General features: G+C 71.3%; 16 protein-coding genes and 3 tRNA genes. 8 read left to right on the top strand and 11 right to left on the bottom strand.

What is annotated here, in order from left to right; translation table 11 throughout:
- Positions 1–363 precede the first annotated feature (363 nt).
- The gene (locus ACIQM3_RS26770; protein ID WP_401628248.1) at positions 364–483 is read left to right on the top strand and encodes a putative leader peptide; all 120 of its coding nucleotides are present in this window, start codon (positions 364–366) and stop codon (positions 481–483) included.
- A 197-nt stretch (positions 484–680) separates the two neighbouring features.
- A complete protein-coding gene (locus ACIQM3_RS26765) occupies positions 681–2,147 on the top strand; it encodes a sulfatase-like hydrolase/transferase (RefSeq protein ID WP_401628245.1) in 1,467 nt (488 codons plus the stop codon).
- Positions 2,148–2,180: 33 nt separating this feature from the next.
- Here ACIQM3_RS26765 and ACIQM3_RS26760 read toward each other — a convergent pair whose 3' ends face one another.
- The 8 genes from ACIQM3_RS26760 to purS form a co-directional block, all read right to left on the bottom strand.
- Positions 2,181–3,026 carry an META domain-containing protein gene (locus ACIQM3_RS26760; protein ID WP_401628242.1) on the bottom strand — a complete coding sequence of 282 codons (846 nt, stop codon included), beginning with the start codon at positions 3,024–3,026 and terminating at the stop codon, positions 2,181–2,183.
- Positions 3,027–3,064: 38 nt separating this feature from the next.
- Positions 3,065–3,865 carry a sterol carrier family protein gene (locus tag ACIQM3_RS26755; RefSeq protein ID WP_401628240.1) on the bottom strand — a complete coding sequence of 267 codons (801 nt, stop codon included), beginning with the start codon at positions 3,863–3,865 and terminating at the stop codon, positions 3,065–3,067.
- A 51-nt stretch (positions 3,866–3,916) separates the two neighbouring features.
- A complete protein-coding gene (locus ACIQM3_RS26750; protein WP_401628237.1) occupies positions 3,917–5,179 on the bottom strand; it encodes a hypothetical protein in 1,263 nt (420 codons plus the stop codon).
- A 44-nt stretch (positions 5,180–5,223) separates the two neighbouring features.
- The gene (locus tag ACIQM3_RS26745) at positions 5,224–6,048 is read right to left on the bottom strand and encodes a M23 family metallopeptidase (protein WP_401628234.1); all 825 of its coding nucleotides are present in this window, start codon (positions 6,046–6,048) and stop codon (positions 5,224–5,226) included.
- Between the two features lie 30 nt (positions 6,049–6,078).
- Complete coding sequence (locus ACIQM3_RS26740; RefSeq protein ID WP_401628231.1) at positions 6,079–6,606, bottom strand: ArsR/SmtB family transcription factor; 528 nt, start codon at positions 6,604–6,606, stop codon at positions 6,079–6,081.
- 104 nt (positions 6,607–6,710) lie between these two features.
- Positions 6,711–8,960 carry a phosphoribosylformylglycinamidine synthase subunit PurL gene (gene purL, locus ACIQM3_RS26735; protein ID WP_401628228.1) on the bottom strand — a complete coding sequence of 750 codons (2,250 nt, stop codon included), beginning with the start codon at positions 8,958–8,960 and terminating at the stop codon, positions 6,711–6,713.
- The gene (purQ, locus tag ACIQM3_RS26730) at positions 8,957–9,637 is read right to left on the bottom strand and encodes a phosphoribosylformylglycinamidine synthase subunit PurQ (protein WP_401628225.1); all 681 of its coding nucleotides are present in this window, start codon (positions 9,635–9,637) and stop codon (positions 8,957–8,959) included. Before purQ ends, purL begins: the two co-directional genes overlap by 4 nt.
- Entirely contained in the window at positions 9,634–9,885 is a 252-nt protein-coding gene (gene purS, locus ACIQM3_RS26725; protein ID WP_033296931.1) for a phosphoribosylformylglycinamidine synthase subunit PurS, read from the bottom strand. Before purS ends, purQ begins: the two co-directional genes overlap by 4 nt.
- Positions 9,886–10,269: 384 nt before the next feature.
- Between purS and ACIQM3_RS26720 the strand changes: the two genes are divergently transcribed.
- The 6 genes from ACIQM3_RS26720 (at position 10,270) to ACIQM3_RS26695 (ending at position 13,123) form a co-directional block, all read left to right on the top strand.
- Entirely contained in the window at positions 10,270–10,605 is a 336-nt protein-coding gene (locus tag ACIQM3_RS26720) for an Lsr2 family protein (protein WP_401628222.1), read from the top strand.
- Positions 10,606–10,756: 151 nt separating this feature from the next.
- A tRNA-Gly gene (locus ACIQM3_RS26715) sits at positions 10,757–10,828 on the top strand.
- A 79-nt stretch (positions 10,829–10,907) separates the two neighbouring features.
- A tRNA-Gly gene (locus tag ACIQM3_RS26710) sits at positions 10,908–10,980 on the top strand.
- A 165-nt stretch (positions 10,981–11,145) separates the two neighbouring features.
- Complete coding sequence (locus ACIQM3_RS26705; RefSeq protein WP_401628220.1) at positions 11,146–12,405, top strand: sensor histidine kinase; 1,260 nt, start codon at positions 11,146–11,148, stop codon at positions 12,403–12,405.
- Positions 12,402–13,025 (top strand): response regulator, encoded by a 624-nt coding sequence (locus ACIQM3_RS26700; protein ID WP_401628217.1) that lies wholly within the window; start codon positions 12,402–12,404, stop codon positions 13,023–13,025. The genes ACIQM3_RS26705 and ACIQM3_RS26700 overlap by 4 nt, the downstream gene beginning before the upstream one ends.
- 22 nt (positions 13,026–13,047) lie before the next feature.
- Positions 13,048–13,123: transfer RNA gene (locus ACIQM3_RS26695), tRNA-Gly, on the top strand.
- 41 nt (positions 13,124–13,164) lie between these two features.
- Here the strand turns inward: ACIQM3_RS26695 and ACIQM3_RS26690 are convergent.
- The 3 genes from ACIQM3_RS26690 to ACIQM3_RS26680 all read right to left on the bottom strand — a co-directional run bounded on the left by ACIQM3_RS26690 (position 13,165) and on the right by ACIQM3_RS26680 (position 17,518).
- Positions 13,165–14,091 (bottom strand): phosphoribosylaminoimidazolesuccinocarboxamide synthase, encoded by a 927-nt coding sequence (locus ACIQM3_RS26690; RefSeq protein ID WP_401628214.1) that lies wholly within the window; start codon positions 14,089–14,091, stop codon positions 13,165–13,167.
- A 150-nt stretch (positions 14,092–14,241) separates the two neighbouring features.
- Complete coding sequence (locus tag ACIQM3_RS26685; RefSeq protein WP_401628211.1) at positions 14,242–15,705, bottom strand: N,N-dimethylformamidase beta subunit family domain-containing protein; 1,464 nt, start codon at positions 15,703–15,705, stop codon at positions 14,242–14,244.
- 220 nt (positions 15,706–15,925) lie between these two features.
- On the bottom strand, positions 15,926–17,518 hold the full coding sequence (locus ACIQM3_RS26680) for a hypothetical protein (RefSeq protein WP_401628208.1): 1,593 nt from the start codon (positions 17,516–17,518) through the stop codon (positions 15,926–15,928).
- Between the last annotated feature and the right edge of the window lie 151 nt (positions 17,519–17,669).

Genomic DNA, 17,669 nt, shown 5'->3' with positions numbered 1-17,669 from the left:
CCGTGCCACGGGCGGGGCGATGGGGACCTTTCCACGGGCGCCCGAGCAGGCACCGCATGATCACGCCGGGTGAGCGCGACCGCGTCGGCGCTCCGCCTCCGCCCAGGCCCCGGAGTGCCGTGAAGCCGCCGACGCCCGGGATGGACGGCTGTTACCGACGAGTCGGACTCCTCGGCCGTCGCCCGCCGCCGCCACCTCCGTCGTGGCGCTCGGTGAGCCGGGGCGCCCTGTGGAGCAGACGGTGGCCGAACGCTCGTTTCGTGGCGAGCCTCACACCGCGCGAGCCCGGCCGAGGGCCCACGGATCGCGTGCGGCGGCGCATGGGACAGCTGTCCGGAGTGCGAGACCACCGTTGACAGGCTCATGGCCCGTTGGGCAGGCTCCTTCTCCATGCAGCCCCTCGGTGATCACTCGGTCACGCTCGTGGAGCGCCGCCACGTCGATCTGGGACGTGTCGCGAGCGCCATCTGTCGCTGCGTCTGAACCTGCCGCACCTCGGTACCCCGTAGGGCTTGCGCCCCGAACTCCGGCACGCGTGCACGCATTTCCGCTCATCTCCCGCACTGCCCCGTCATGCCCGGGTACGCCCGCCCGCGCTCCCTTTTCGACGGATCACCACACCCGCCCCCTCGCGCTCCGCCCTCCCCCCACCGGCGCGCGGGGCCCGCCCTGGAGCCCTCATGACCTCTCGCAATTCGAATGCAGGTTCGGATGAGCGTTCCGGCTCACCTCTGAGCCGACGCGCCTTCACCACCGCAGTGGGCGCGACCGCCGCGACCGCCGCCGTCGGGATACAGGCCGCCGCCCCGGCGGCCGCCGCTTCCGGGACCGCGTCCGACGGTGTGGCGCGGGAGCGGCCGTTCCGCGCCGCCCGCGGCAAGCACTCGCGCCGTCCCAACATCCTGTTCATCCTCGGCGACGACCTCGGCTGGGCGGACCTCTCCTCGTACGGTGCTCCGCACATCCGCACCCCCAACCTGGACAGGCTCGGGCGGCAGGGCGTGCGGTTCACGGACGCCTACTCCGGCTCCGCCACCTGCTCACCCACCCGGTTCAGCCTCTACACGGGGCGCTACCCGGGGCGTACGAAGGGCGGGCTCGCGGAGCCCATCGCCGACAGGTCCGCGGGGCTGGAGCCCACCCACCCGACGCTGGCCTCCCTGCTGCGCGGCGCCGGCTACTCGACCGCGCTGATCGGCAAGTGGCACTGCGGATACCTGCCGGATTACAGCCCCACCAGGTCGGGCTGGGACGAGTTCTTCGGCAACTTCGGCGGAGCTCTGGAGTACTACTCCAAGCTCGGGCTGGGCGGCGAGTACGACCTGTACGAGGGCGACGCCGAGTACAAGGACCTGCGCTACTACACCCGGGTCCTCACGGAGCGCGCGAGCGAGTACGTGCAGCGTGACCACGACAAGCCGTGGCTCCTCAACCTGAACTTCACCACCCCGCACTGGCCGTGGATCGCCGACGGCGACACGGAGGCCTCAGCTGAGATCGTCCGCCGGATCAAGGCCGGTGACGGAAGCGCCCTCTGGAACGCCGACGGAGGCTCGGTCGAGAAGTACACCGAGATGGTCGAGGACCTGGACCGCTCCGTCGGCGAGGTGCTGAAGGCGCTGAAGCGGTCGGGGCAGGAGGAGGACACCCTGGTCTTCTTCGCCAGCGACAACGGGGGCGAGCGGTTCTCCTACAACTGGCCGCTGTCCGGCAACAAGAGCTCCCTCCAGGAGGGCGGCATCCGCGTCCCCTCCGTGCTGCGCTGGCCCGCCCGGATCGACGGTCACCAGGTCAGCGATCTCCCGGTGTTCTCGCCCGACTGGACGGCGACCCTGCTGGAGCTCGGCGGGGCGCGGCCGGACCCCGCCCACCCGCTGGACGGCGTCAGCCTCGCGGGATATCTGCTGCGCGGCGAGACACCGAAGGAGCGCGACCTGTTCTGGCGGGTGCGCGGTGAGCGAGCCCTGCGGCGCGGCGACTGGAAGTACTACCGGGGGCAGAGCGGGACCGACCAGCTGTTCAACCTGGCCGACGACCAGCGCGAACAGGCCGACCGTGCGGTGGCCGAGCCGGAGCGGCTGGCCGCGCTGCGGGCGTCGTGGGAGAGGACGGACTCCGGCCTGCTCCCGTATCCGACCGGTTCCTGAGGAATCCCTTCCGGGCGGACGAGCCCCGGCCGGTCAGCCCTCGGCCGCCGGGGCGGCGGCGTCGAGTCCCTTGCCGCCCTTGCCCTTGATCGACAGGGAGCGGTGATCGATCTCGTACGTCGTCCGCCCCTCCAGCACACCCTGCAGCGCGCGCTCCAGCTTCATCTCCGGGTCCGCGCACATCATCCGGGTGGAGGCGAGCGGGCCGAAGGTGAGGGTGGAGCCGGAGACCGCCGCCTTGCCGTGGAAGGAGTTGCAGCCGAGCTTCCCCTCCACCGAGCCGTCCTTGCCGAAGGTGAGATGCGCCTTCTTCTCCGTACCGGCGGGCAGGGAGGTGGCGACACCGCCGGACACGAGTCCGGTGACCTTCCAGGTGGTGCCGGCGAGCGGGGCCGGCGGCTCGGAGCTCAGGGCGATGGAGTCGCCGTGAGCGGTGGTCAGGGTCAGGGCCTTCCCCCCGCTCCGGTCCGCGACCGCGGCCTTGAGCTCGCCGCTGAAGGCACGGCCCATCGCCTTCTCGAACTGCTGGACATCCTCCTCGCACCCCATTTCCGTGGTCGTGCCCGGCCCGACGGTCACCTTGTCGCCCTCGACCTGGACCTCGGCGGTGAAGCGGTTGCAGCCCAGATTGCCGGTGGCGTTACCGTCGGGGCCGATCTCGACGTGGGCACCCGCGGGAGCGGTGGTCTTCTTCCCGCCGACGGTCAGGGAGGAGACGTTCCAGTGGACACCGGTCAGGGATGGGCCGGTCCGTACGGTGCCGCTGCCGTCTCCGGAGTCCCCGGAGTCTCCGGAACCCGCTCCGGAGCCCGACTCCGTACCGCAGGCGGCAAGGGTGAGGAGGGCCAGGACGCTGACAGCCATACGTTGTGTGCGCATGGCCATGGGACGGATCGACCAGCCGATCCGGTTCCGTCTCAGCCCATCAGCGGAAGCAACGGGGCGAGGTCGGCCCTCTCTCCACTGGCGCTGACCTGCGCCGCTTCGAGCGCGTCCCCCCACTGCGTACGTCCGGTGGCCAGCCGGATCCAGGTGAGCGGGTCCGTCTCCACGACGTTGGGCGGCGTGCCCCGGGTGTGCTTGGGGCCGCCGATGCACTGGACGACGGCGAAGGGCGGGACGCGCACCTCGACGGAGCCGCCGGGCGCCTTGTCCGCGAGCGCGTCGGCGAGCAGCCGGGTGCAGGCGGCGAGCGCCTGCCGGTCGTGCGGGATGCCGAGGCCGGTCGCCCGGTGGAGATCGTCGGTGTGGACGACGAGTTCGACGGTGCGGGTCACCAGGAAGTCACCCAGCCGCATCGTGCCCGCCCGGGTCGTCACCAGCCTGTCGCCGGCGCCGGCGGGCACCAGCTCGGCGAACCGGGCGGCCGACTCCTCGTACAGTGCGCCGAGGTCGGGGTGGGCCTCGGCGAGATCCCTGGTGTGGTCGGCGATTCCCGCGGCGTTCCCGGCGGTGGAGAAGGGCCACTCCAGCAGGGCGATCTCCGGCTTGGGCCCACCGGCCGGCTCCGGCAGTTCCATGGACCGGCTGACCCGCTCCAGCGCCATCGTCATGTGCGCCACGAGTTCCCGCACCGTCCACTGCCCCAGCCCGGGCAGAGCCAACTGCTCGGGCGTTAGCGTGCGGACCGTGTCCTGCACGTGGGCGAACTGGGCCAGGACCGCGGTCCTGGTCCGGGACATGTCGTAGGCGCGGGGGCGCTTCTTGGCCGGTGGCATGGAGGCGAGACTAACCGGCGGGTCCGACAGCGGGCCCGTGGACCGCCGGACTCAATTCCGCGCGAAGTCCGCCGCGTCGGGACGGACTACGTCCGTGCAGCCGCGGCGCGCGGTGGCGTCGTCGACATACGCCCGGAACAGGGTTTCCAGCCGGTCCGGAACTATTCGGTCATACGGATAGGACACCTGCATCAGGTGCAGGGCGGGCCGGCCGTCGCAGACGGAGGAGGCCCACCAGGTGAGCTCTTCCGTACCCGCGGTGCCGGGACTGATAGTGGTCCGGTCCGCCAGGCCGGTCCGCACTCCTCTGGTGCCGTCGCCGACGACGGTCTCGGTCCTCATCCACAGGGGAGAGTGCAAGAGCACCATGTCGAGGTCCCGCGGCCTCTTCGTAGTCTTCTCGTAAGCGGGCCAGATCCTCCGGGTCTCGTCCTCGCCGAGCGCCAGCAGGCAGGCGTCGGCGGCGCTCGCCTTCCCGGCAGGCGCGGCAAGTGCGCGGTCGGGAAGCGAGCCACGCCGCTCGGCGGTTATGAGACGCCTGTACCAGGCACACGTGCCGCCGGCCCCTGCCGCCGGGGCGAGGGCGAACGTCGGCTCGGGGAACTCTGCAGGCAGCGCGGGAAGTTCGGTCGAACATCCCTGCTCCTCGGCAGCCCTCTCCACTGCCTGCCGCGCCAGTAGGGCAAGCGTGCGGCGGTCCTCGGGCGTGACGAGGTTCGCGTACTTGGCGACGGCCGAGGCCTCGACGGAGGAGATCGTGCCACCGTCCGCGCACAGGCCCCGGGCCGTCACCTTGTGGCTCTCGTACTCACCGAGCGTGCCGTCGCCCAGTGGGTGCGGCACCGCGTTGTCGGCCGCGGCCGTGAGGTCGTCCACGCCACCACGGCGGAGCTCGAAGGGCTCGTCGTCGAGGGCGACCTGGCGCTCGTCGGCGTTCGGATTGGCCGGGTACATGGTGAGACTCAGGGCGAAGTGCCCGTACGTCGTCCCCGGCTCACCCACCCGGTGGACGAGGCAGATACTGATCCGCCGGGCGGTGGTGACGTGGTGACGGTCGGACAGCTCCACTCGGTCGGTGCCACCGTTCAACCCGAGCACCCGGTCCGGATCGACAAGGCCACCGCATCCCGCCTTGATGCGCTCCCGGCTCTCGGAGCGGGCGCGGAGGTCGGTCACCTGCGTCACGACGGCCCAGATGCTCAGGCCGATCCCCGCCACGGCGACCACGCAGAACACCGCGTTCGCAGCCCTGCGCCAGCGCCCGGTCGGCTCCGCATCGGACCCAGGGGGCCCGGCAGCGCTCGTACCGTCCATGATCGTCCCCCCGTACCGCAACGACACGTGACGCCTGCAAGCTATCAGCCGGTACTGACAGCCCCCTCGACCGTGAACGCCTCGCCGTTGGCCGGTACGCCGACGCCCCGCCAGGTGAAGGGGATGCCCCGCGCCACATCGAGATCCGGGTGGTCCATGAGCTGGAAGTGCACATGCGGCTCGGTCGAGTTGCCGGAGTTCCCGCAGCGGGCCAGCACCTGCCCCTCCCGGACGGTGTCCCCCGCCTTCACCTGGAGGGAGCCGTTCCGGATGTGCGCGTACGCGGCGTACGTCCCGTCACCGAGGTCGAGCACGACGTGGTTGCCGACGATCCTGTGGGCACCGGTCATGTCGCGTACGGAGGCCTCCACCAGCATCAGATACGCCAGGGCAGGGCCGGAGGTCCGGCTGAGGTGGTCGCGCTGGCCGTCGCTCGCGTGCACGACCGTGCCGTCCGCCACCGCGACGAGGGGGGCGTCGAAGGCGGGGAAGTCGCGGTTGGGCCGGGCGACCGGCCACAGCCACCGGAAGGGGGGCCGGCCGCCCTCCTCCGGTTCGGCGACGACATCGATCGCGTACGTCTGCCCGTAGCCGTGGGTGCCGTGGCTGGGGACCTTGTCGGCCGGGCTGTTGACCGCGGTCCAGCGCCCGGTCACCGGCGGCCCCACCTCGACGGCCGGCCGGTCCTTCGCCAGGTCATCGGCGCTGCGGCGGCCCATCAGGAGCCCGATGAGGATCGCGGCCGCCGCGGGCACGAAGGTCAGCCCGAAGGGCACCAGCGGCTCGGCGAAGAGGCCGACCAGCACCAGCGCGACGAACACGAGCCAGCAGCAGCGGTACGTGACCATAGCGGCCTTGCGTGCGGACATGAGGTCCCCCTCGGTCTCGGCGTACAGGTCTCACGGCCGGGCGGCCGTGAGCACCACCAGCAGTGGCACCACCCGGGTCCCGGGCACCTCGTAACGCCCGCGGCCCGTCGTGTGCAGCCAGCCCGCGCCGGTCAGCAGGCGCAGATGGTGGTAGATCTGGCCGGTCGTGCCCGTGTCGTCGAGCTCGGCCAGTTCGGCGGCCGTGCGGCGGCCGCCGAGGATCTCGCGGAGCAGCCGCAGCCGGACCGGATGGCCCAGCGCCGCCAGGGGTTCGGCGGCTTCCGCCCAGTCGGGGCGGTCCTCGTCCGTGCTCCCCAGGAGCCCCACGGTGAGCGCGCCGTACTGCCACTCGTACCGCTCGCCGGCCGGCAGCTTCACCGCGCCCGTGAACAGCACCCCGCCGTCGGCCGCCGCGTCCCCGACCTGGCCGAGCTGTTCCTTCAGCCCGTCCAGCGCCCAGAAGTCCCCGACGCCCAGCTCCGGCTTCTCGCTCCCGGCAGCCGACTCCAGCACCGCGAGGCGGCGCTCCAGTTCGGCGACGCGCTCCTCGAGCTCCATGACTTCCACCTTACGTAATTACGTAATCTCAATCAACAGGTACGGCAGGAATGCCGAAGCCCCCGTCCGGTCGACCCGGACGGGGGCTTCGGTACAGGCAGAACCTAGGCGAACAGACCCTCCAGGGTCCCCTCGTGCGCGGTGCGCAGCTCGCTCAGCGGAATGCTGAACTCGCCCTGGATCTCGATCTCCTCGCCGTCCACGACACCGATCCGGGCCACGGGCAGGCCCCGCGCCCCGCACATGTCGTTGAAGCGGAGCTCCTCGCTGCGCGGGATCGAGACGACCGCGCGGCCGGCCGACTCCGAGAACAGGAAGGTGAACGCGTCCAGACCGTCCGGGACGACCAGCCGGGCACCCTTCCCGCCACGCAGGCAGGACTCGGTGACCGCCTGGATCAGACCGCCGTCGGAGAGGTCGTGCGCCGCGTCGATCATGCCGTCGCGGGAGGCCGAGATCAGGATCTCGCCGAGCAGCTTCTCGCGGCCCAGGTCGACCTTCGGCGGCATGCCGCCGAGGTGCTGGTGGACGACCTCGGACCAGGCCGAGCCGCCGAACTCCTCGCGGGTGTCGCCCAGGAGGTAGAGCAGCTGGCCCTCTTCGGCGAAGGCGACCGGCGTACGCCGGGTGACGTCGTCGATCACACCGAGGACGGCCACGACCGGCGTCGGGTGGATCGCCGTCTCACCGGTCTGGTTGTACAGCGAGACGTTGCCGCCGGTGACCGGGGTGCCCAGCTCCAGGCAGCCGTCCGCGAGACCACGGGTGGCCTCGGCGAACTGCCACATGACGTCCGGGTCCTCGGGCGAACCGAAGTTCAGGCAGTCGGAGATGGCGAGCGGCTTGGCGCCGGACGCCGCGACGTTGCGGTAGGACTCGGCCAGCGCGAGCTGCGCGCCCGTGTACGGGTCGAGCTTGGCGTAACGGCCGTTGCCGTCGGTCGCCATGGCCACACCCAGGTTCGACTTCTCGTCGATCCGGACCATGCCGGCGTCCTCGGGCATCGCCAGCACGGTGTTGCCCTGCACGAAGCGGTCGTACTGGTCGGTGATCCAGGACTTGGAGGCCTGGTTCGGGGAGCCCACCAGCTTGAGCACCTGCTCCCGAAGCTCCGCGCCGTTCGCCGGACGGGCCAGCTTCCCGGCGTCGTCGGCCTGCAGCGCGTCCTGCCAGGACGGGCGGGCGAAGGGGCGCTGGTACGTCGGGCCCTCGTGGGCCACGGACCGCGGGGGCACGTCCACGATCTGCTCGCCGTGCCAGAAGATCTCCAGCTGCGAGCCCTCGGTCACCTCACCGATGACGGTGGCGATGACGTCCCACTTCTCGCAGATCTCCATGAAGCGGTCGACGTGCTGCGGCTCGACGATCGCGCACATGCGCTCCTGCGACTCGCTCATGAGGATTTCCTCGGGCGAGAGGGAGGAGTCGCGCAGCGGCACGGTGTCCAGCTCGACGCGCATCCCGCCGGAGCCCGCGGAGGCCAGCTCGCTCGTGGCGCAGGAGAGCCCGGCGCCGCCGAGGTCCTGGATGCCCGCGACGAGCTTCTCCTTGAAGATCTCCAGGGTGCACTCGATGAGGAGCTTCTCCTGGAACGGGTCGCCGACCTGGACGGCGGGGCGCTTGGTGGGCTTGGTGTCGTCGAAGGTCTCCGAGGCCAGCACGGAGACACCGCCGATGCCGTCGCCGCCGGTGCGGGCGCCGTAGAGGATCACCTTGTTGCCGGGACCGGAGGCCTGGGCGAGGTGGATGTCCTCGTGCTTCATCACGCCGATGCAGCCGGCGTTGACGAGCGGGTTGCCCTGGTAGCAGGCGTCGAAGACGACCTCGCCGCCGATGTTCGGCAGGCCGAGGCAGTTCCCGTAGCCGCCGATGCCCGCGACGATGCCCGGCAGCACCCGGCGGGTGTCGGGGTGGTCGGCCGCGCCGAAGCGCAGCGGGTCGACGACCGCGATCGGACGGGCACCCATGGCCAGGATGTCGCGGACGATGCCGCCGACGCCGGTGGCCGCACCCTGGTAGGGCTCGATGTACGAGGGGTGGTTGTGCGACTCGACCTTGAAGGTGACCGCGTAACCCTGGCCGACGTCGACCACACCGGCGTTCTCGCCGATGCCGACGAGCATCGCGTCGTTGGCGGGGACCTTCTCGCCGAACTGCTTGAGGTGCACCTTGCTGCTCTTGTACGAGCAGTGCTCGGACCACATCACGGAGTACATGGCGAGCTCGGCGCCGGTGGGACGGCGGCCCAGGATCTCGCGGATCCGGGCGTACTCGTCCTCCTTGAGGCCGAGCTCCTTCCAGGGCTGTCCGGCGTCCGGGGTTTCGGCCGCGTGCTTGACCGTGTCCAGGCTCATGCGTTGACCAGCTTCTTGATGATCGAGGTGAAGAAACCCAGACCGTCGGTGCGACCCGTACCGATCAGCGGCTCGACGGCGTGCTCCGGGTGCGGCATCAGACCGACGACGTTGCCCGCGGCGTTGGTGATGCCGGCGATGTCGCGCAGCGAGCCGTTCGGGTTGACGTCGGCGTAACGGAAGGCGACGCGGCCCTCGGCCTCCAGCTCGTCGAGCGTGCGCTCGTCGGCGGTGTACCGGCCGTCCACGTTCTTCAGCGGTACGGAGATCTCCTGGCCCGCCGAGTAGTCCGTGGTCCAGGCGGTCCCCGCGTTCTCCACCCGCAGCTTCTGGTCGCGGCAGATGAAGTGGAGGTGGTTGTTGCGCAGCATCGCGCCGGGCAGCAGGTGTGCCTCGGTCAGGATCTGGAACCCGTTGCAGATACCGAGGACCGGCATGCCGGCCTTCGCCTGCTCGATGACGGTCTCCATCACCGGCGAGAAACGCGAGATGGCGCCGGCGCGCAGATAGTCGCCGTAACTGAATCCGCCCGCCAGGACGACCGCGTCGACCTGGTGGAGGTCCTTGTCACGGTGCCAGAGGGATACGGGTTCTCCACCCGCGATCCGCACGGCCCGCAGGCTGTCCTGGTCGTCGAGCGTGCCGGGAAAAGTGACGACGCCGATACGGGTGGTCACTTCTCCTCCTCCACCTTGACGGTGAAGTCCTCGATGACGGTGTTGGCGAGGAAGGTCTCGGCCATCTCGTTAATACGGGCGAGGGCGGCATCGTCGACCGGCCCCTCGACCTCGAGCTCGAAACGCTTTCCCTGACGAACGTCCGCGATTCCGTCGAAGCCGAGACGGGGCAGTGCGCGCTGCACAGCCTGTCCCTGCGGGTCGAGGATCTCCGGCTTGAGCATGACGTCGACTACGACGCGTGCCACTGGCACTCCCGGTGGTGTGGTGCGGCTGTGTCTCCGAGGGGTTCCCCAGATCCCCGCGGGTCCACTCAGCGTACCTGGCCCAAAATTCTACGCGGGTAGATATCGAGCACCCCCGATCACGGCGAGATATCGGAGGCGACAACAGCCGGGGAAAATCCTGGAAAAAATCTTCACCCTGATTGCACGCGGACGCACGGCGGCAACACGCGGATGCAATTGGCCGGGCTTCACAATGCGCCTCCCACCGCTGTACAAATGAATACCGGGGAAAGCACGATTGCCCCGGAACAGTCGACAGCCGTCGATCCGTATCCGCCCAGCCGCCGGAAGGCCGGCATCAGCGCATGTCAAGCGCGCCGATGCCGTAGGAAAGGACCGATATCCGTGGCTCAGCGCGTCGTGGTTACGCTCTCCGACGACATCGACGGGGGAGAAGCGGCGGAAACGGTCACCTTCGCCCTGGACGGGAAGTCGTACGAGATCGACCTCAATCCCGCCAATGCAAAGAAACTGCGTAAGTCGCTGGCCCCGTACGTCGCGGCCGGCCGAAAGCAGACAAATACCGGCAAGCGCGGCAAGACTCCGGTGTCGTACCACCACACGTCACTCGCGCCGGACCCCGCGGCCGTACGCGCCTGGGCCCGCTCGCACCGGATGGAGGTGCCGGCCCGCGGCCGGATCCCCAAGAAGGTCTACGAGGCGTTCGACGCGGCCAGTTGAGGCGACGCCCGGAATGCTCCATTCCGCTCCGGCGTCCACCGGACCCCGGAGCGACACCTCGGGGAGCCGACTTGCACAACACCCCTGCAGGTCGGCTAGAGTCTGGAGCACGCCGAAGGGCAAGGCCGAAGAGCCGGGTCCGACGCAGCGTGCGGGTGTAGTTCAGTAGTAGAACATCCCCCTTCCAGGGGGAAGGCGCAGTGTGCAATTCCTGTCACCCGCTCTGCACTGCCTTACCGAACCACTGAGTGGATCAGGTAGAGTAGTGAGCGCTCCACCGGTGAAAGCCGAGTGGCAGCAATGCGGACGTAGCTCAGTTGGTAGAGCGCAACCTTGCCAAGGTTGAGGTCGCCAGTTCGAACCTGGTCGTCCGCTCTTGATTCAAAGGCCCCGGTCGATTTCGACCGGGGCCTTTGGCGTTTCCGGTTATCGGCGCATGACGTTTGTCATGAGCAGTGGTGACAATGCGCACTGCTCGCGGCCGTGGTCCTGCGGAAGTCTTGAGCGAGAGGTCCACGGGGAACAGGGGGAGCCGAAACCGTGTGGGTACGGACACAGGTGCGCAGCTGGCAGCGGCGCGAGGGCTTCGACAAGATCGATCTCTACACGCGCGGGACCATGCACTCCATGGTCTGGGGGATGGTCGTGTGCGTGGCACTCCTGTCGGTGACGCGCCCGGTCAGGCACTCGGACGCGCCCACCGCCCTGATCGCCGTCACTGTCCTGACCGTGATCGCGCAGGGCGTCTGCTCGGTGCCGTTGGTCTCCCGGGCCCTCGACGCCTACCTCGGCCGCGGGGGCGTCGAAAGGCGGCCGATCGCCCTGGCAGCCGTCCTGTTCATCGTGAACGCGGCAAGCCTGCTGGCACTCGGCGGATACACCGGCACCGAGATGTATCCCGAGCTACAGGTGGCTCTGGGAGCGGTGGCATGGCCGTTCCTGACGCCGTTCGTCCTCGCCGTCCCGGTGTGGGCGTCCAGTGCGTGCATCGCGGTGGTGACGGCCGGCTTGAGCGGCGGTGCCCTGCTGGCCGGGGCCACCGGCTCCTTCGCCCTGACCACCCTGGTGGGGGTGGGCTTCGGCGGTCTGCTGATCTCCTCCACCGTGCGTCTCTCCGCCTGGACGCTCGGCATCATGCAGAAGCTCCGTGACGCCCAGGACGTCGAGACCCGGCTGGCGGTCGCCGAGGAGCGGCTGCGGTTCGGGCGGGACATGCACGACGTGCTGGGCCGGAACCTGGCGGTGATCGCGCTGAAGAGCGAGCTCGCGGTCGAGCTGGCGCAGCGCGGAAAGCCCGCCGCGACGGACCAGATGGTCGAGGTGCAGCGCATCGCCCGCGCCTCCCAGCAGGAGGTCCGGGACGTCGTACGGGGATACCGGGAGGCCGATCTCCGTACGGAACTGCTCGGAGCCCAGGGGGTCTTGCGGGCGGCGGGGATCGAGTGCGCCGTCCACGGGGACGGCGGGCAGCTCCCCTCCCCCGTGCAGTCGGCGCTCGGCTGGGCCGTGCGCGAGGCGGCCACCAACGTGCTGCGGCACGGCGATCCGCAGCGGTGTGACATCCGGCTGGAGACCGCGCGGGACGGGGTCCGTCTGGTGGTGGAGAACGACGGCGTGACACCGGACAAGGCCGTCGTCTCCGGGGGCGGCTCGGGGCTCCACGGGCTCCGGGAACGGCTGGCCGCGGTCGGCGGTTCGCTGGAGGCGGGGCCGACGGGCGACGGACGGTTCCATCTGACCGCGGCTGTCCCGCTGCCCTCGCCACGGAACACCGCACCCTCCCCGCTGGAGAAGAGATGACACCCGCACCGGGCCCCGTCCGTGTCCTGCTCGCCGACGACGAGCACCTGATCCGGGGCGCGCTGGCCGCCCTCCTCGCATTGGAGGACGACATCGTCCTGGTCGCCGAGGCGGCGACCGGGCCGGAGGCGCTCGCCATGGCGATGGCCCACCGGCCCGATGTGGCGGTCCTGGACCTGGAGATGCCGGGCGCCGACGGTGTGAAGGTCGCCACATCGCTGCGGACCGGGCTGCCCGGTTGCAGAACCATGATCGTGACGAGTCACGGCCGGCCCGGACACCTGAAACGTGCTCTGGAGGCGGGCGTCCGGGCATTCGTCCCGAAGACGGTCAGCGCCCGGCGGCTGGCCGAGATAATCCGCACGGTGCACGACGGAAACCGTTATGTGGACCCGGAGTTGGCAGCCGACGCGATCGCCGCCGGGGACTCCCCCCTGACCGCGAGGGAGGCGGAGGTGCTCGAACTGGCGGCGGACGGCGCGCCGGTCGCGGAGATCGCGGAGCGGGCGTCGCTGTCGCAGGGCACCGTGCGCAACTACCTGTCGGCGGCCGTCTCCAAACTCGGTGCGGAGAACCGTCATGCGGCCGTGCGTCTCGCACGGCAGAGAGGTTGGGTATAGTAGGCACCGCGCTTCGGCGCATGCGGACGTAGCTCAGTTGGTAGAGCGCAACCTTGCCAAGGTTGAGGTCGCCAGTTCGAACCTGGTCGTCCGCTCCACACAAGAAGGCCCCGGTCACCATGACCGGGGCCTTCTGCTGTCACATCCCCTGGGCCGGCCAGCTCGTGCCGGTCAGGAGCTCGTACGCGTCGATGTACTTGGCCCGGGTCGCGTCGACGATCTCCTGCGGCAGCGGCGGGGGCGGCTGCTCGCCGTGGCGGTCCCAGCCGGAGGCCGGTGAGGTCAGCCAGTCACGCACGAACTGCTTGTCGTACGAAGGCTGCGCCTTGCCCGGCTCCCAGCTCTCGGCCGGCCAGAAACGGGACGAGTCGGGCGTCAGCACCTCGTCCGCGAGAATCAGCTCCTCGCCGCCGTCCGCGGTCGGCGCGAAGCCGAACTCGAACTTCGTGTCGGCGAGGATGATCCCGCGCTCACGGGCGATGTCCCGGGCGCGGCCGTAGACGTCCAGCGTCGTCCGGCGCAGCACGGCCGCCGTCTCGGGGCCGACCTCGCGGGCGACCTCCTCGTACGACACGTTCTCGTCGTGATCGCCGACCGCGGCCTTCGTGGCCGGGGTGAAGATCGGCCCCGGGAGCTCGGAGCCGTCGACCAGTCCCTCGGGCAGACCGAGACCGCAGACGGTCCGGGTGGCGTCGTACTCCGTCAGACCGGAGCCCGTCAGATAGCCACGCGCCACGCACTCGACCGGGACCATCCGCAGCGAGCGGCAGATCAGGGTCCGTCCGGCCCAGTCGGCGGGGGCGCCGGGCGGAAGCTCCGTCGACAGCACATGGTTGGGGACGAGATCGGCGAGCTGGTCGAACCACCACAGCGACAGCTGGGTGAGCACACGGCCCTTGTCCGGGATCTCGGTGGGCAGGACCCAGTCGTACGCGGACATACGGTCACTGGCGACCATCACGAGGTCACCCGCCTCGTTCCGGTACAGGTCGCGCACCTTGCCGGTGTGCAGGTGGGTGAGCCCCGGCACCTGCACGGGCTCGGGCTTTTCTACGAAACCGGACACGCTGCCTCCGCGTAGGTTGATCCAGGAGTCGTTCCGATTGTCCCGCATGCCGGGGAGTCACGCCGCCAGGGGTCGCCCCGTGGACAGGGCGGGGCCGCGGAGGGGCCGGCGCAGGAGCTCGTGGGGCGGGCTGCGGGCGGGTTCCGCTTCTCAGTCCCGCTTGCAGATCCGGTCGAGCAGGTTGGCCGTGGCCCGCTGGATACGGGAGTCGACGTGGCCCGGGCGGTCCAGGGCCGGGGACCAGGCGAAGGTGCCCGAGGCGAAGACGAGCGCACCCGACGGGGCGCGGTACAGCGAGGTCTCCTGGTGCCGGGTGGCCCCGTCACCGTCGGCGTACGGGGAATGCGCGAGCAGCATGCGGCTCTCGTGCTCGGGCAGCGCCGTACGCGGGAAGTAGCGGTCGGCCTCGCCGGCGACCAGCCCGTCGATCTCGTCGCCCTCGGCCGCGCCGGTGGCCTCCCAGAGCCAGTGGCTCGCGTTCCGCACGACCAGCGGGTGCGGATCGGGGACCCGGCCCGCGTACTGGATGCCGAGCAGCTGTTGTTCCGGGCGGTCGACCTCACGCCACAGCGCGGGCTTCCCCGGGCCGCGGCGCTTGCGGCAGGTGAGCAGGCGGTCGGGGACACCGGAGGGGGACGGGCCGAGGCCGACCTGCCAGTACATGGTGTTGGCCGAGAGGAAGACGAGCGAGGTGCCGGTGTCCCTGGCCAGCTCGGCGGTGCGGCGCATCGGCACCGACCAGTACTCGTCGTGGCCGGGGAAGACCAGGCCCCGGTAGCGGCTGGGGTCCACACGTCCGGCGTGCAGGTCGCGGGCGTCGGCGTACGCGAGGTCGTAGCCGTAACGCTCGGCCCAGCGGATGAAGTCGTAGGCGTGGCCGACGTGCAGAGGCAGCCCGGCGCCCGCGTAGGGGCGGTCGAAGGAGATGGTGACGGCGGCGTCCTCCTCGCCCAGCAGCCGGCCCTGCTCGTCCCACGCGTGGTACAGGCTCGCGCCGGTGCGGCCGTCCTCCGGATAGAGGTTGTAGGCCTGCCAGGTGACGTCCGGGAGCAGGAGCAGCAGGTCCGCGGGGTGGTCGTCGCGGACCGTGAAGGGGACGTGCGAGCGGTGGCCGTCGGCGGTGGTGAGCACGGCGACGTACGCCCCGACCGACCAGTAGCTGGGGATCTGCAGCCGCCAGGAGAGCCACCAGTGGTGGCAGGAGACCGTCCGCTCGGCGGCCAGCGGAGCCGGCTGGACGATGCCGGAGAGACGCGGACTGGTGGTGATCTTGGCGGCGCCGTCGCCCGCGTAGTGCCCGATGCGGTAGACGTCGACGGAGAACTGCTGGGGCGGGTCCACCGTGATGTGGAAGTCGATCGCCTCGCCGGGCGCCGCGGCGCCGGGGGACACGAACCCCTTGATCTGCTGGTGCACGTCGTCGGCCGTCCGCGTGCCGCCGTCGCTACCGCCGCGGCCGAGCTCGGGGTCGGCGTACCAGGGGACGACCTGGCCGGTGTCGTCGAAGTAGTTCTCGCTGCCTCGCAGCCAGGGCAGCGGTCCCTGGCCGAAGGGGTCGCTCACGGCATGCGCGAGGGCACCGGATTCCCATCGCCGGATCTGCTCCGCCCCCATCCCGCACCCCTCCCTCGTCCCCCGACACATCTGCCGCGCCGGGTCCCCGGCGCCGTCCCCCAGCACATCACATTACGCACGCGCTCCGTTACCGTTCGTCGCGAATTGACGTGACCGGAGCCCGATCTTCCGGGTATCGGGGGGATACTTGGGGCATTTCGCCACCTAAGTGGACGGTCGGCCGTTCAACTCGGGCTGCCCGTCGGTCCCGGCGCACCTCTCAGCCCAGGCGTACGGGTTTGTCGGTGCGCACCCCTACCGATGTGAGCCAGGAGAGCAGCGGCTCCGCGTCCCCGTCCTCGACGAGGCTGGAGACGGGGGCGCCGAGGTCGGACCTGCGGCCGCCGTCTACCAGCAGCGCGGGGCCGTCGAGCCAGTCGAGGCCGGGCGCCGCCCCCGCGGTGTCCACGGCGGCGCAGCAGACCATCGCCACGACGTGGTCGGCGAGCAGCTCCGTGCCCGTACGCGGCGGCTGGAGGGGGAAGAGCGGGAGCGGGACGGGCCCCCAGAGGTCGAGGGGGCCGGTGTCCGCGCCGGCCTGCGTGCCGTCGGCCGGGGAGCTGGTCCCACCGGTCCTGGGGCGCGGGGCCGCCTTCTCCTCGTCGCGGGCGACCGCGGCGCCGATCCCGGCCGCGAGAGCCGCGCTGTCCGCGCCCGGTGTGGCGAGGTGGTCGATCACACGCGCCAGCGTGGGCACCGCCGAGCCGTGGGCCGCCGCGTCCGGGGCCCCCACGGAGACGCTGGTGGCCACTCCCATGGCGTCGAGCACCCGGTGCAGACGGGCTGCCTCCGTGCGCCATTTCCGGTCCACGACCTCTTCCGGATACTGCTGCCAGTCGACCGGGGACCAGCCCGGCCCGGGCTCGGCCGGCCCTCCGTGGAAGAGCCGGGCGGCCAGCAGGGAGGCCGCCTCGTCGGCCGCACCGGGCTCCTCGATGAGATCGCAGGCGGGGCGCTCCCCCAGCCGGGAGGTGAAGCCCTCCGCCAGCCGGTCGCGCCGGGAGAGCTCGGTGAGCGCGGAGACGACACCGGCGTCGAGCCGGGAGGGCCAGCGCCCCATCCGCCAGGCGGGCAGCGCGACCCGGGTCAGCAGCCGGTCCCAGCCCGCGTAGGCCAGGCCCACCTGCTCCTGGGCGACGATCCGCAGCCCGTAGTCCACCTCCTGGGCGCGGCCCGACGCGGCGGCGGCGACGCAGCGCTCCATCTCCGCCGCGTGACCGCGACAGCCGCGCAGCAGCACCCTGGCGATCCACCCCACGAAGGCCGCGGGAATCCTGCGTACGCGCCCTTGCCCCGGCACGGCGGCGTCCGCGACCGCGGCGTCCAGGCCGCGGACGAAACGGCGGGCGGCGGCTATGTCGGGGTGGGCGGACGGCCCGGTGCCCGCGACGACCGGGGCGAGAACCGCCCGGAGCTCGGCCACCCTCATCCACCACAGGAAGGGGGAGCCGATCACCAGCACGGGCGCCGCCGGGACCCGGCGGCCACGCCGGGACCCCGCCGGCCCCTTCGGCTGTGCGGCGGGGTGCGTACGGTCCTCCAGCCAGCTGTCGCAGTCGGGGGTCAGCTCTATGGCCGACGGCGCCGGGACGTCGAGCCGGTCGGCGAGGTCCCTGACCAGCCGGTAGAGATCGGGGGCCGCCGCCTCGGTGAGAGGCACGGTCGGGCTGACCGCCGGCCTGGCGCGCGCCACCGCGACGGCGACCGCCGCGGCGACCAGCAGGACCACGACGGCACAGGCCGCCACCGTCCAGCTGACCGTGGACCACACGCCCGGGGCGATGCGCCCCTGGGCGACCGCGACGAGCAGCACGACGGCCGCGGCCGCGGGCAGGATCGCCAGGGCCGTGGGGGGGGGGGGGGGGGGGCCCGCCCCCCCCCCCCCCGCCCCCCCCCCCGGGGGGGGCCCCCCCCCCCCCCCACGCCCCCCCCCCCCCCCCCCCCCCCCACCACCCCACCCCCCC

It is taken from the genome of Streptomyces sp. NPDC091271 (assembly GCF_044757505.1).
Lineage (GTDB): Bacteria > Actinomycetota > Actinomycetes > Streptomycetales > Streptomycetaceae > Streptomyces.
The sequence above is the reverse complement of the archived record's forward strand: the minus strand, read 5'-3'. Positions and strand labels throughout refer to the sequence as shown.